Origin of the sequence: Micromonospora sp. NPDC049004, from assembly GCF_040649315.1 — a bacterium.
Taxonomy (GTDB): domain Bacteria; phylum Actinomycetota; class Actinomycetes; order Mycobacteriales; family Micromonosporaceae; genus Micromonospora.
This window is the reverse complement of sequence record NZ_JBEZFG010000001.1, coordinates 467,323-481,124: the sequence shown is the minus strand read 5'-3', so window position 1 is coordinate 481,124 and position 13,802 is coordinate 467,323. Positions and strand designations below refer to the sequence as shown.

The following is a 13,802-nucleotide window of genomic DNA, read 5'->3' as shown; positions in this document are numbered from 1 at the left end:
CGTACGTCAGGTGCGGCGGCCGCGTTCCTGCTCAAGCCGCTCGTCCAGCCGACCCAGCTCGTAGATGGCGTTGAGGCTGGTCGGCAGGCGGCGGACATTGTCCGGCCCGGGGTCGGGTTCCGGCCTCGGGTCGGGATCCGGCGCGGGACCGGGATCCGACGCTGCAACGGTCGTGGGGTCGGACGCGCGGCGACGCAGGAGCAGCAGTGCCAGCACCGCCAGGACGGCCGCGACCAGCAGGTAGGAAACCGGCGGCCAGCCACGGCGGGCGGGGCTGGCGAGCGCCGGCGGGACCTCGGGCGCCGGGGTGTCGACGGTACGCACGGGCCCGGCGGCATCGCGGGCGTCGGCGCCGGAGCCACCGGCCGGGCGGCCGGGTGCGGCCGGAGCCCGGACACCGGCCGACGTCCCGGCGGGCGCGGCGGTCGCACCCGGCGCGGTCGGGCTCGGGTCGGCGGTCGCTGGCGGCCGGGTCGGCGCGGACGTCGCGGTGGGGGTGACGCCCGGCGTCGGCGTCGGTGTCGCGCTCGGCGCCCGACGGCCGTCGAGGAGATCGTCGACGATCCGGCCGACGCCGCCGAGGAGGTCGCCGACCGGGCCCGAGGTGGCCGACGGGGACGGCGCGGGCGCGAGGGCGAGGGTCAGCGCGAGGACGACGACGGTAGGCACGGGTCCACCTCGAAAGTGTCGACTGCCAGGCACAGTACCGCGTTGCGGGACGGCGTGGGTGACACGGCCACGCCGGGGCGGTGACGGCCGGCCGTCGGCCACTGTTACCCGGTGGTTACGCCGCGGCGAAGCTCGCGTGCCGTGGCACGACGACGGTGACGGCAGAGGGTCACCGGCAACGCCGCCGCGACGTGGCCCCGGCATCGAGTGGAGAGATCACCATGAGGATCAGGAGCACTCTCACCGCGTTGGCGGTCGTCCTCGCCGGCCTGGTCGCCAGCGCGGGCAGCAGCACCGCGGCCGGCACCACTACCGGGTCGGCGTCCTGCGGGATCACCTGGGGCAGCGCGGAGAAGTCGGCCGGCGCGCTGAGCGACGCCCCGCTGGTCGACGTACGGACCGGGCAGCACGACTGCTACGACCGGGTGGTGTTCGAGTTCGCCGGCCCGGTCGACGGTTACGCGGTCGGCTACGGCGAAGCATGGACCGAGGGCGAAGGGCTGGCGCTGAGCCCGTACACCGCCGGGGGCGCGCTGCTGCGGGTCTCGCTGCGGGCCCCGGCGTACGACGCCGAACACCAGGGCACCGTGCCCTACGCGGTCGGCGAGCACGTCGCGAACCTGCTGCGCTGCGCAACGCTGCGCGACGTCGTCTTCGGCGGCAGTTTCGAGGGCTACAGCACCTTCGCGGTAGGCGTACGGGCCCGGTTGCCGTTCCGCACGTTCACGCTCGCCGGCCCCGGCACACACAGTCGTATCGTGCTGGACGTCGCCCACCAGTGGTGAGCGGAGCCGGTGGGGTGGTTCGCCTGGCCGTCCGCCCGTCCGAGGCGGGCGGCCAGGCGGGATCGTCCGCAGCCCCGTCGGTGCCGGGCACTAACCCGCGTGGGGGCGGCGAGCCGTGCTGAACTGTCGTTGGTAGGCGGCGGGGCTGATCGACAGCTTCCTGGCGAAGACCCGACGCATGCTCTCGTAACTGGGGAACCCGGCGAGGGTCGCGGCCTGTGTCGCGGTGTGGCCCTGGTCGAGGAGCGCCCGGGCCAGGTCGAATCGGATGTTCTCCACGTAGCGGGCCGGTGTCGTGGACAGCTCGTCGTGAAAGAGCCGGGTGAGGTGCCGGGTGCTGACGTTGAGGTGTTTGGCGAGTTCACCGAGCGTGTGGCGCCCGCGGGGGTTCGCCGTCACCAGGTCGGCGATTCGCCGCAGTGCCGGCGAGCGGGGCGGCGGCCCCTGCAGCGGCGCGGAGAACTGGGACTGGCCGCCCGCGCGCTGCATGTACACCACCAGGGCGCGTGCGACGTCGCGCGCCAGGTCGGGCCCGTGGTCCTCCTCGACGAGAGCGAGCGCCAGGTCGATGCCGGCCGTCACCCCCGCCGAGGTGTACGTGGTGCCGTCGCGCACGTAGATCGCGTCGGGCTCGACACGGCTGGTCGGATGCCGGGCGGCGAGCTCGTGCGCGACCTTCCAGTGCGTGGTGGCGCGCTTGCCGTCCAGGAGGCCGGCGGCGGCCAGGACGAACGCCCCGGTGCAGATGGATGCGACCCGTCCGGCCACCGCCGCCGGCCGGCGTGCGGCCTCCGCGAGGTCGGCGGGAACATGGGCGCGCGGATAGTGGTCGGACCCGGCCACCAGTAGCGTGTCGAAGGCCGGCTCCGAGGAGACGGCCCCGTCGACGGCGATCCGCACCCCGAGGCTCGTCGTGACGTCCGCGCCGGTCGGCGACAGCAGCACGATCCGGTAGTCGGCGCCGAAGCGGTTCGCCTCCTTGAACACCTCCGCCGGACCCGCGACATCCAGCAGCGTCACTCCGTCGTAGACGAAGATCGCGACGCGGTGGGGCGGCAGGGACACCGGGTATTGGTAGCACGCCATGACCGGAGATGACGGCGATCCTCCTGGAGGCGTCGCTCACCTTGCGATATCGCCGGGTGCGGACGCCCGTGGCGTGATCTGCTGATCTGCGACGTATCGAACGGCGACCGGCGCTCTGGTCGATCCCCCGCGACGCCCCGGTCCGGATGTGAGTGGTTCCTGGCCGGATGAGGGCGGCACCGCACGACGATCGGTGGGCAGCATGGAGGCCACAAGGACGTCAGCGGACAGCGCCGGGAAGGTCAGAGGGCATGTCAGAGGTCATCGCGGGGTTGGAGATTCCCGATACGGCGGCGGTCGCCGAAGCGACCAGGCACATCCGGGAGACGACCGGACCGCTCATCTACCACCACTCCCGACGCGTCTTTCTCTTCGGCCTGACGCACGCGCGCAGGCTTGGCGTGCAACCGGATCCGGAGCTGCTCTATGTGGCGTCCATGTTCCACGACAGCGGTCTGCTGACACCGTTCTCCGACGTCGAACAGCGCTTCGAGGTCGACGGCGCCGACCACGCGCGCGCATTCCTCCTGGAGCGGGGGTTCTCCACGGCCGCCGCCGAGACCGTCTGGACCGCGATCGCGCTGCACACCACACCGGGCATCCCCGACCGGATGGGCCCGGAGATCGCCACCACCTACCTCGGTGTCCTGACCGACGTGCTCGGCCTCGGCCTGGACGGGCTGGACCGCGACCAGTTGGACGAGATCCTCGCCGTTCATCCCCGTGGGGACTTCAAGAACGAGTTCCTCCAAGCGCAGTTCGACGGGCTGAAGAACCGCCCCGACACCACGAACGGCACCGTGAACTCCGACATCCTCGAACACTTCATCCCCGGCCTTGAGCGCGTGACGACTGTCGAGCGCATCACCGGCTCACCCTGGCCGAGCTGACCGGACGCGGGCTCACGCGGTCGGCGTCACTTGTCGGACCCGGCGCTGAGCCCACACCGCCGGGCGACAGCGACGACATTCTCTTGAAAGGTATGGACCATGCAAGCGATCACCGTGCGCGACCGTGACGCGGGCGTCGGCGGGCTCACCCTCACCGACCTGCCCTACCCTCACGCCGCGGAGAACGACGTCATCGTGCGTGTGCACGCCGCGGGTTTCACCCCCGGCGAGCTCGACTGGCCGGCGACGTGGACCGATCGCGCCGGCCGCGACCGGACGCCCAGCGTCCCCGGGCACGAGGTGTCCGGGGTCGTGGTCGGGCTCGGCTACGGAACCACCGGCCTCACCGTGGGCCAGCGGGTGTTCGGACTGACCGACTGGGCGCGCGACGGATCGCTTGCCGAATACACCGCGGTGGAGGCTCGCAACCTCGCTCCGCTCGCGGCCGACATCGACCACACCGTGGCCGCGGCGCTGCCCATCTCCGGCCTGACGGCATGGCAGGCGCTGTTCGACCACGCCCACCTCACGACCGGCCAGACCGTCCTCATCCACGGCGCGGCGGGCGGCGTCGGCACGATCGCCATCCAACTCGCGCGGGAGGTGGGCGCGCACGTGATCGGCACCGGCCGGGCCGACGACCGCGATCTGGCCCTCAGCCTCGGCGCGCGGGCCTTCGTCGACCTGGACGCCGACGACCTGCGGGACGTCGGCGAGGTGGACGTGGTGCTCGACGTCATCGGCGGCGAGATCCTCCGGCGGTCGACCGAACTGGTACGCCCCGGCGGTACCCTCGTCACCATCGCCATGCCGCCCACCGTCCAGCCGAAGGGCGGGCGTGCCATCTTCTTCGTCGTCGAACCCGATCGCGTCCGGCTGGCCGACCTCGCCGACCGCGTCCGGGCCGGGCGGCTCAAGCCCATCGTCAGCGCCGTCCGGCCGCTCTCCGAGGCGGCTTCGGCGTTCGTCCGTCAGCGCCGCACCCCCGGCAAGACGATCATCCGGGTCACGCAGGAGCAGGGGATGCCGCACCCGACCACGGAGGGCTAGCCCGCCGGGGTCTGCTCGGGCGCCTCCCCGGTCGCCTCGTCGGTCAGGTGCCAGACCTCCCGCATCGGGGCCCACCAGTCCCCCGAGCCGGGTTCGGCGAGCGATTCCTGGCACGGGTCGGTCAACGTCCACCACTCCTGCGTCTTCGGGTCGGCGGCGATGTACCGCAGGTCGGCCTCATAGTCGTCGCCGACGTACTCGTAGTAGCCGAAGAGCAGGTCGCCGTGCAGGAAGATGGTGTAGTTGCGGAAGTTCGCCTCGCGCAGCGTCTTCTCGACGCCCGGCCAGACCTCGGCGTGTAGGCGCAGGTAGGTCTCCCGGTGCTCCGGACGGAGCCGGATCACGCAGCCATGACGTTGCACGTCGTGTCCTCTCAGGTGAACTGGTCACGCGGTGGCGACGGCCCGGTGCGGATCGGCCATCGACGACCATCGCGTTGGTGCGGTTGGCGACCCGATGGTAGCCGGAGCCAAGATCGAGGATCACTTGCCGGAGGTCGAGGGCGACCGATGCCGCACCGGGACCGACCGGGCCGCCGACACCGACCGTTTCGCCAGGGCTGCGCAGCGTCGCGACGGGTCTACCCTCAAGTGGTGGAGGGCCGCGTGCTGGTGGTCGAGGACGACGCCTCCATCCGGGAGGTCACCGCCCTCGGTCTGCGTCGCGCCGGCTTCCGGGTCGACACCGCCGTCGACGGGCGGCAGGCGCTCATGGCCTGGCGGGCACACCCGGTCGACGCGATCGTGCTCGACGTCATGCTGCCCGGCCTGGACGGCCTGGAGGTCTGCCGGGAGATCCGGCGAACGAGCCAGGTGCCGATCCTCATGCTGACCGCCCGCACCGACACGCTCGACGTGGTGGTCGGCCTCGAATGCGGGGCCGACGACTACCTGCGCAAACCCTTCGACCTGCCGGAGCTGGTGGCGCGGGTCCGCTCGGTGCTGCGACGGGCGAGCGCTCCGGCCGGGTCACCCACCATCGCCGTCGGCGACCTGGAGATCGATCCGGGCGGCTTCGTCGTACGCCGCGGTGGACGGGAGGTGACCCTGACCGCCACCGAGTTCCGTCTGCTGCTGGAGCTGGCCCGACGGCCCGGCCAGGTCTTCACCCGCGAACTGCTGCTGGACCTGGTCTGGGACCACCGTTTCCTGGGCGACTCGCGGCTCGTCGACGTGGCGGTGCAGCGCCTGCGCGCCAAGGTCGAGGACGACCCGGCGCACCCACTGCGCATCCGCACGGTACGCGGCGCCGGCTACAAGCTGTCCACGCTCTGACGGGAGGTCGGCGATGGCCGGACGAGCGGTGGCGCCGGGCCGCCTGCGGCGCCGGCTGACGATCGCGTTCGTGCTGGTCGCCGGGGTGTCCGCCGGCCTGCTCGCCGGTGGGGCGGCAGTGGTGCTGCGGCAGTCCTGGCTGGACGCCTCGCTGCGCCAGGCCGCCGCCGACGCGCGCTACCAACTCCTGCTCGCCGGTGAGTTCCTGCCCCTGACCGAGCAACGCGGCACCGAACTGCTCGCCAGCTTCGAGGGCAGCGGGCGGCACGTCGTCCTCGTCGACGGCCCGACCCGTGCCTCCCATCCCGCGTACGCCCCCGCCCTGGGCACGCGACTGCGGGCCTCGGTCGCCGACGGGCAGCTCGCCTACCAGCGCTCGGCACCGGAGCAGCGACCCCGGCTGCTGGTGGTCGGCGGACGCATCCCCGGCTCGACCGCGGAGCTGTACGTGATCACCGTGGAGGACGACATCGCCACCGATCTGGGTGAGGTACGCACCGCGCTGCTGGCCGGCTGGGTGCTCGTCGTGCTGGTCGCCGCCGGGGTGGGCCATCTCCTGGCCCGCCGCACCCTGGAGCCGGTGGGTCGGGCCAGCCGCGCCGCCCGGGCACTCACCGAAGGGCTGCTCGCCACCCGCCTGCCGGTCCACGGGCGCGACGAGTTCAGCGTCTGGGCGGCGTCGTTCAACGAGATGGCCGAGGCGCTGGAATCGAAGATCGCCGCCCTGTCGGCCGCCCAGGCCCGGGAGCGGCGGTTCACCGCCGATGTGGCGCACGAGCTGCGTACCCCGGTGACCGCCCTGGTGGCCGCGGCGTCGCTGCTGCGCGAGCAGCTGGACCGGCTGCCCGACGACGCCCGGCCGGCCGCGCGGCTGCTGGTGGACGACGTGGTCCGGCTGCGCCGCCTGGTCGAGGACCTGATGGAGGTCTCGCGGCTGGACGCCGGTCGGGAACTGCCGAACGTCGAGCCGGTGGACGCGCCGGCGCTGTTGCGCACGATCGTCGCGGCGCGCGGCTGGTCGGACCGTGTGCTGGTCACCGGCGACCCGGTCGCGCTGCGCACGGACCCGCGTCGCCTGGAGCGTGTCCTGGCCAACCTGGTCACCAACGCGGTCGAGCACGGCGGCGGCGAGATCCGGGCGACCGTGACCGGGGCGGGCGCGCTCGTCGTCTTCGACGTCACCGACCAGGGGCCGGGCATCCCCGCCGAGCACCTGGCGCACGTGTTCGACAGGTTCCACAAGGTCGACGCCTCGCGCTCCGCGCCGGGCAGTGGCCTCGGCCTGGCCATCGCCCGGGAACACGCCGCCCTGCTCGGTGGGGTGCTGAGCGTCCGCAGCGCGCCGGGCGCAGGTGCCCGGTTCCGTCTGGAGTTGCCGGCCCACGGCCCGCCCGGGCCGACCGGCGGCGTGCCACTCCCCGCGAAGAGCCCCGACGAGGACGCCGAAGCGGCGACCGCCGACCCGACGGGCGGTGCCGGGTGAACCGGCGCGGCGCGGTCCGGGCGCGCTGGCGCGGCGCGGTCCGGGCGCGCTGGCACGGCGGTTGGCGCGCGGTCGGCGTGCCCGTGCTGGTCGCGGTGCTCCTGGTCGGCGGGTGCGGCACGCCCCGCTCCGGCGTCCTGGGCGCGGCGCCCACCGCGCCGCCGCCGAGCGCGCCGCCCGCCGGACGCCCGAGCCCCGCGCCCACCCCGCCGCCCGGATCACCGTCATCGCCGGCGGCCACCCGCACCGCGCCGCGGCCGCCGGCACCGACGGCCACCGCCACCCACCGGTCGGACCCGGTGACGATCGAGCTGTGGTACGTGCGAAACGGCCTGCTCGTCCCCACCCGGCGCACCCGGCCGGCCACCGTCACGACGTCCCGGCTCGCGCTCACCGAACTGGCCGCCGGGCCCACGCCGGCCGAGGCCGCCACCGGGATGGTCACCCTGGTGCCGGCCGGTGTCGAGGTCACCCGGATCACCGACGGCGTGGCGACGCTCGGTCCCGTCGCGTCCGGCGACGACGCGGCGCAGCGTCGGCGGCTGCGCGAGGCGCAGGTGGTGTGGACGCTCACCCAGTTCCCCACCGTCCGGTTGGTCCGCTTCGGCAGCGGCGCGGCGCTGGGCCGGGCCGACTATCCGGACCTGCTCGCGCCGATCGTGGTCACCGCCCCGAGCGTCGGCGACCGGGTCAGCGCCCCGCTCACCGTCACCGGCACTGCCGACGTGTTCGAGGCCACGGTGAGCATCCGGGTGTTGGACGCCGCCGGCCGGGAGGTGGCCACCGGCTTCGGCACCGCCAGCTGCGGCAGTGGCTGCCGGGGCGCGTACCGGCTGGTGGTCGGTTGGCGGACGGCCCGGGAGCAGCACGGCACGATCGAGGTGTACGAGGTCTCCGCGCGCGACGGCGCCCGGGTCAACACCGTGGCCGTGCCGGTGATCCTCGCCCCCAGCGGGAGCTGACCACGGGGTTCATCCGCCCGCAGTGCGGCGGAAACGTAATCGTTTCGTCCACCGGGTGCGACGCAGCTCATAAAAGCCTGCAGGAACGGCCAGCAACGAACTAGGGTCAGTACGACATCGTTTCGCGGGGGGTCGTCGAGTGTTGGATGGTCGGCAGGTGAGCGCGGGCGTCGGGGTGCCGGCCGCTCGGGCCGCGCGCTGCACGTCCAGCGACCTGTTCGCCGTGGTGATCGACCTGCTGCGCGAGGTCGGCTACGACCGGATGACCATCGACGCCGTCGCCGCCCGCGCACACGTGAGCAAGGCCACCATCTACCGGCGGTGGGACGGCAAGGCCGAGCTGGTGGTCGCCGCCCTGCGCGACCGTCAGGTCGGCGTGCACAGCCCACCCGACACCGGCTCGCTGCGGGGCGACCTGATCGAACTGCTGCGTGCCACCGCCGCCATCTGCGTCGCCGACTGCGACCTGATGCAGGCGCTGACGTTCGCCATGCGGACCAGCCCGGAGCTGGAACGCCTGGTACGCCACCAGGTGCTGCCCGCCGGGCGGGTGGCCAGCACCGCCATTCTCGTCCGCGCCGCCGCCCGTGGGGAGATCCCCCCGGATGCCGGTGAACGGGAGTTGTTCCACGACCTGGCGCCCGCGCTCACCATGTCCCGCGTCGTCGCGCACGGCCTGCCCGCCGACGACTCGTTCCTCATCCAGGTCGTCGACCAGGTGCTGATCCCGGTGCTCCGCTACCAGCACGACCGCCCGTCCCAGGCCTGATCCATCGACATCCGCACCACGGAAGGCTTCACCATGCCCGGAACCACCTCGACAGCCCCCGGCGCACCCGGCGCCGGGACGTCGACAGGCACGCCGCACCCGCGGCGTTGGATCGCGCTGGCGGTCATCGCGGTCTCACAGCTGATGGTCGTCCTGGACGCCACGATCGTGAACATCGCGCTCCCTCAGGCCCAGTCGGACCTGGGGATCACCGACGCGAACCGGCAGTGGGTGATCACCGCGTACACGCTGGCCTTCGGTGGTCTGCTCCTGCTCGGCGGCCGGATCGCCGACTACTGGGGTCGCAAGCGCACGTTCATCGTCGGCATGGTCGGCTTCGCGCTGGCGTCCGCGCTGGGCGGTCTGGCCACCACCGGCGAGATGCTCTTCGCCGCCCGCGCGTTGCAGGGCGCCTTCGGCGCGCTGCTCGCCCCGGCCGCGCTGGCGCTGCTCACGGTGCTGTTCACCGAGGCCACGGAGCGGGCCAAGGCGTTCGCCGTGTACGGCGCGATCGCCGGCGGTGGGTCCGCGGTCGGGCTGCTGCTCGGCGGCGTGCTGACCGAGTACGCCGACTGGCGCTGGTGCCTGCTTGTCAACATCCCGGTCGCCGCCATCGCGATCGCCTTCGCTCTCCCGCTGGTGCCCGAGAGCCGGGCGCACGGCAACACCCGCTACGACGTGCCCGGCGCGGTAGTCGTCACCGCCGGCCTGGTCTCCCTGGTGTACGGCTTCACCAAGGCCGCCGAGGACGGTTGGGACGCCACCGCGACGCTCGGCTTCATCGCCGCCGGTGTGGTGCTGCTGGCCGCCTTCGTGATGATCGAGCTGCGCTCCAACCACCCGCTGCTGCCGCTGCGGATCATCCTGGACCGCAACCGGGGCGGGGCGTACCTGGCCTCCACGCTGATCGGCGCCGGCCTGTTCGGCGCGTTCCTCTTCCTCACCTTCTACTTCCAGGTGGTCCTGCAGTACAAGCCCCTCGAGGCGGGGCTCGCGTCGCTGCCGGTCACCGCGGGCGTGCTGATCGCCGCGGGTGGTGCCAGCCAGCTCATGCCGAAGGTGGGCGCCAAGCCGCTGATGGTCGGCGGCGCCGTGCTCGCCGCCGTGGCGATGCTGACGCTCACCCAGATCGACGTGGACACCTCGTTCCTCACCCTCCTGCTGCCCGCCCAGGTCATCCTCGGCATGGGCCTCGGCTTCACCTTCGTGCCGCTGTCCAGCCTCGCGCTGGTCGGGGTGCCGGAGCACGACGCCGGCGCGGCCAGCGCGACGCTGAACGCGACGCAGCAGATCGGTGGCTCGTTGGGCACCGCCCTGCTGAACACCTTCTACACCAGCGCGGTGGCCGCGTACCTGGTCGGCCGGGCACCGAACCCGATCACCCAGGTCGAGGCGCTCGTGCACGGCTACCGCGTGGCGTTCGCCTGGGGCGCGGCGCTGATCGTGCTCGCCGGGCTGGCCACCCTGGTCCTGGTGAAGGTGCGCAAGGAGGACATCCCCACCGGCAACACAGTGCACATGGGCTGAGCCGGACGACACGGCCGGCCGGGCCGCTCCTGACCGGGGAGCGGCCCGGCCGGCACACTCGTCCGGTAGCGTCCCGACCATCGTCGAAGATCCGTTGAGGAGACACATGTCCACGGCTGCCGACCAGATCATCAACGCGCTACGGGCGGGCCACGAGGAGCTTGCCGCGCTCGTGCGCGACCTCAAGGAAGACGACCTGCGCCGCCCCTCGGGTGCCAGCGAGTGGCAGGTCTCCCAGGTGCTGAGTCACCTCGGCAGCGGCGCGGAGATCGGCCTCGCCGGTCTGACCGCCGCCATCGAGGGCAAGCCCACCCCGGACGGCGACTTCAACCGCACCGTCTGGCAGCGCTGGGACGCCATGTCCCCCGAGGAGCACGCGGCCGGCTTCCTGGAGTCCAACCAGCGGCTGGTCGAGGCGTACGAGGCGCTGGACGCCGACACCCGCTCGACGTTGCGGATCAACCTCGGTTTCCTGCCGGAGCCGGTGGACGTGGCCACCGCCGCCCGGTTCCGGCTCAGCGAGTTCGCTCTGCACCAGTGGGACACCGAGGTGGCGTTCAACCAGTACGCGGCGGTGACGCCGGAGGCGGTGCCGCTGCTGATCGAGCAGATCGGCGGCATGCTGGGCTGGACGAGCCGGCCGCAGGAGCTGGCCGGCCGGGAGGCCACCCTGCTGGTTCGGCTGCGGGACCCGGAGCGCACGTTCGGGCTGCGACTGGGTGAGCAGATCACGCTCACCGACGCGCCGGAGCAGTCCGACGGCGAGCTGTCCCTGCCGGCCGAGGCGTGGCTGCGGCTGGTGACCGGCCGGCTCGGGCCGCGCTACACGCCGGACGGGGTGCAGGTGACAGGTTCGCTGCTGACCCTGGAAGACCTGCGCCGGGTCTTCGTCGGCTTCTAGAACGGGACGCCGCGCGGGCCGGTGCTCCCGGCCCGCGCGTACCCCGTCAGCCCTTGACGCAGACGACCTGCTTGAGGTGCGCGACCACCTCGACCAGGTCCTCCTGCTGGGCCATCACCTCGGTGATGTCCTTGTACGCGCCGGGGATCTCGTCGACCACCCCGGCGTCCTTGCGGCACTCCACGCCGGCGGTCTGCGCCGCCAGGTCGTCGGTGCTGAACGTCCGCTTGGCCTGCGCCCGCGACATCCGACGGCCGGCGCCGTGCGACGCCGAGCAGTACGCGTCCGGGTTGCCCCGGCCCCGCACGATGTACGACCCGGTGCCCATCGACCCGGGGATGATGCCCAGGTCGCCCCGGCCGGCCCGGATCGCGCCCTTGCGGGTGACCAGCACCTCCACCCCGTCGTAGCTCTCCTCGGACACGTAGTTGTGGTGGCAGCTGATGGGCTCGTCGTAGCCGACCTGCGGGAAGTGCTCGCGCACCACAGTGCAGAGCAGGGCCAGCATGACGGCCCGGTTGCGCCGCGCGTACTCCTGCGCCCACCACAGGTCCCGCCGGTACGCGTCCATCTCGGGCGTTCCGGCGAGGAACACCGCCAGGTCCCGGTCGGGCAGGTCGACGTTGTGCGGCAGCTTGCGGGCCACTCCGATGTGCCGTTCGGCCAGCTCCTTGCCGATGTTGCGCGACCCGGAGTGCAGCATCAGCCAGACCCGGCCCTCGTCGGCGCCGCCCTGCTCCAGGCAGACTTCGATGAAGTGGTTGCCGCCGCCGAGCGTCCCGAGCTGCCGCTGGGCCCGGGTCTCCAGCTGCGCCACCCGCCGGTCCAGGCTGGCGAACCGACTCCAGAAGTCGTCCCAACCGGCCTGCTCCAGGCCACGGACCCGGCGCGGGTTGACCGCCTCCTGCCGCTGGGCGAAACCCACCGGGATGGTGGCCTCGATCGCGGAGCGCAGCCCGGCCAGGTCGTCCGGCAGATCGGCGGCGGTCAGCGAGGTACGCACCGCCGACATGCCGCAGCCGATGTCGACGCCGACCGCGGCCGGCGAGACGGCCTGTCGCATGGCGATCACCGAGCCGACCGTGGCGCCCTTGCCGAAGTGCACGTCGGGCATGACGGCGACGCCCTGCACCCAGGGCAGCGCGCCGATGTTGCGCAGCTGCTTCGCGGCCTGCGGTTCGATGGCGTACGGGTCGGTCCAGACCCGGACGGGCGCCCGAGTGCCGGCGAGGGGGGTGAATCCCATCGTGGTCTCCTTGTTTCAGACCGGCACCAATCGTTGATGATGACCGGAAATGATCGTGCGCCACCATGAATAGGCGCGAGAGTTCGTCGGATAGGAAAAGGGCCGCCAACCCGCAGGGGGTGGGCGGCCACGCCTGACGCGTGTGGCGTCAGCGAAGTCGCCGCCCCTGGCACCGATCCTGGGGTCGCCCCTGCGCGGGCCGGCCGAGACAGTCGTACGACGCGGCGGACCGCAACGCGGCACCGGCGCCGCTACCTGGCCTGCGCCAGGTGGCGTCGGTGGCTGTGCGTTGCGACATGGCGTGCTCCCCGGGGTGTGCTCGGCCGTACTGCGCATGACGGTAGGCGGGGCAGGAGCTGTCCGCAAAGGATATTGCGCCCGCGCGACTGGCCGTGGTCTGGCCCCGGGGGTCACTCTCGCGACCTGTCGAGCTGCCCCGTAAATGGGGCGGTGCTTCCCACCGAGGCCAGGCGGAGGTAGATGGGGCAGTGCTTCCACCGAGGCCAGCCGGAGGAAGCACCGCCCGCGGCGGTCGCGACACCGCAAACGACCGACGGCGGTCACGCCCACGGTCGACGGCGGTCACGACACCGACACGTGCGCTCGCTTGCCTGCCCCGTTCGTGGGGCAGCTCGACAGGGCACGCACCAGGGGGCGTGGGGGCGGGCCGCCGAGCGGGGCTCAGGTGTCGTAGCAGCCGTCCCAGGGCGGATCGAACCCGAGGTCGTCGGGGAGGAACTCAGCGTGGTCGTCGCCGTCGTACTCCTCGGACCAGTCGACCAGCCCGAAGGTGTGCCCGTCGACCTCGATCTGGAACGGCCCGATGGCGATGTCTGCGAAGACGCGGCCGGGCAGCGCGTCCAGCCACTCGGCGAGGCGAGCCCTGGCCCGGTCGATGGAGGCGTCCTCGGTCTCGCTGGTGCCGGCGAACCAGATGTCGGAGTCGGTGTGCACGCCGTCGGCGTCGAACCGGTGCAGCACCGCGTACCACCGCTTGTGGCGGTACCAGTCGTCGTCGGCTCCGCCACCGTCGCTGAGGGTGGCGGTGACGGAGCCGAAGAACTGACCCTTGTCGTACCGACCGATGGTGCTGGTGCGGTAGTCGGGCTCGTGCGCGATCGGCACCAGGTCGGGAATCGCCATGGCGCAGAGGGTACGAC

At 72.8% G+C, this 13,802-nt stretch carries 14 protein-coding genes; 9 read left to right on the top strand and 5 right to left on the bottom strand.

The features are described 5' to 3' along the window. Positions 1-6 precede the first annotated feature (6 nt). The gene (locus tag AB0B97_RS02025; protein WP_357489874.1) at positions 7-669 is read right to left on the bottom strand and encodes a hypothetical protein; all 663 of its coding nucleotides are present in this window, start codon (positions 667-669) and stop codon (positions 7-9) included. A gap of 221 nt (positions 670-890) precedes the next feature. On the opposite strand from AB0B97_RS02025, the gene AB0B97_RS02020 reads away from it, so the two are divergent. Continuing rightward, positions 891-1,454: a hypothetical protein gene (locus AB0B97_RS02020; protein ID WP_357489872.1), complete on the top strand. Its 564-nt coding sequence runs from the start codon at positions 891-893 to the stop codon at positions 1,452-1,454. A gap of 90 nt (positions 1,455-1,544) precedes the next feature. Here the strand turns inward: AB0B97_RS02020 and AB0B97_RS02015 are convergent, their stop codons facing one another. After that, complete coding sequence (locus AB0B97_RS02015; protein WP_234591542.1) at positions 1,545-2,519, bottom strand: GlxA family transcriptional regulator; 975 nt, start codon at positions 2,517-2,519, stop codon at positions 1,545-1,547. Between the two features lie 272 nt (positions 2,520-2,791). Between AB0B97_RS02015 and AB0B97_RS02010 the strand changes: the two genes are divergently transcribed. Together AB0B97_RS02010 and AB0B97_RS02005 are read left to right on the top strand one after the other, a co-directional pair. Next, positions 2,792-3,430 (top strand): HD domain-containing protein, encoded by a 639-nt coding sequence (locus AB0B97_RS02010; protein WP_357489870.1) that lies wholly within the window; start codon positions 2,792-2,794, stop codon positions 3,428-3,430. Between the two features lie 99 nt (positions 3,431-3,529). Beyond that, entirely contained in the window at positions 3,530-4,480 is a 951-nt protein-coding gene (locus AB0B97_RS02005) for an NADP-dependent oxidoreductase (RefSeq protein ID WP_357489868.1), read from the top strand. Here AB0B97_RS02005 and AB0B97_RS02000 read toward each other — a convergent pair. Further along, the gene (locus tag AB0B97_RS02000; RefSeq protein WP_357489866.1) at positions 4,477-4,842 is read right to left on the bottom strand and encodes an L-rhamnose mutarotase; all 366 of its coding nucleotides are present in this window, start codon (positions 4,840-4,842) and stop codon (positions 4,477-4,479) included. The two genes, AB0B97_RS02005 and AB0B97_RS02000, sit on opposite strands and share 4 nt — an antisense overlap. 231 nt (positions 4,843-5,073) lie before the next feature. Here AB0B97_RS02000 and AB0B97_RS01995 point away from each other — a divergent pair, with 231 nt between their 5' ends. From AB0B97_RS01995 to AB0B97_RS01970, 6 genes are all read left to right on the top strand, one after another. Then, on the top strand, positions 5,074-5,754 hold the full coding sequence (locus tag AB0B97_RS01995; protein ID WP_357489864.1) for a response regulator transcription factor: 681 nt from the start codon (positions 5,074-5,076) through the stop codon (positions 5,752-5,754). 13 nt (positions 5,755-5,767) lie between these two features. Beyond that, a complete protein-coding gene (locus AB0B97_RS01990; RefSeq protein ID WP_357489862.1) occupies positions 5,768-7,237 on the top strand; it encodes a HAMP domain-containing sensor histidine kinase in 1,470 nt (489 codons plus the stop codon). Further along, positions 7,234-8,199, top strand: coding sequence for a Gmad2 immunoglobulin-like domain-containing protein (locus AB0B97_RS01985; RefSeq protein WP_357489860.1), 966 nt, complete (start codon positions 7,234-7,236; stop codon positions 8,197-8,199). The genes AB0B97_RS01990 and AB0B97_RS01985 overlap by 4 nt, the downstream gene beginning before the upstream one ends. A gap of 157 nt (positions 8,200-8,356) precedes the next feature. Further along, positions 8,357-8,968, top strand: coding sequence for a TetR/AcrR family transcriptional regulator (locus AB0B97_RS01980; RefSeq protein ID WP_357489858.1), 612 nt, complete (start codon positions 8,357-8,359; stop codon positions 8,966-8,968). Positions 8,969-9,001: 33 nt separating this feature from the next. Further along, positions 9,002-10,495 carry an MFS transporter gene (locus AB0B97_RS01975; protein ID WP_234588210.1) on the top strand — a complete coding sequence of 498 codons (1,494 nt, stop codon included), beginning with the start codon at positions 9,002-9,004 and terminating at the stop codon, positions 10,493-10,495. Between the two features lie 106 nt (positions 10,496-10,601). Then, on the top strand, positions 10,602-11,396 hold the full coding sequence (locus tag AB0B97_RS01970; protein ID WP_357489856.1) for a maleylpyruvate isomerase family mycothiol-dependent enzyme: 795 nt from the start codon (positions 10,602-10,604) through the stop codon (positions 11,394-11,396). A 46-nt stretch (positions 11,397-11,442) separates the two neighbouring features. On the opposite strand, the gene AB0B97_RS01965 is transcribed toward AB0B97_RS01970, so the two are convergent. Together AB0B97_RS01965 and AB0B97_RS01960 are read right to left on the bottom strand one after the other, a co-directional pair. Beyond that, on the bottom strand, positions 11,443-12,642 hold the full coding sequence (locus AB0B97_RS01965) for an RtcB family protein (protein ID WP_234588207.1): 1,200 nt from the start codon (positions 12,640-12,642) through the stop codon (positions 11,443-11,445). A gap of 681 nt (positions 12,643-13,323) precedes the next feature. Next, the gene (locus AB0B97_RS01960) at positions 13,324-13,785 is read right to left on the bottom strand and encodes a hypothetical protein (protein ID WP_357489854.1); all 462 of its coding nucleotides are present in this window, start codon (positions 13,783-13,785) and stop codon (positions 13,324-13,326) included. Between the last annotated feature and the right edge of the window lie 17 nt (positions 13,786-13,802).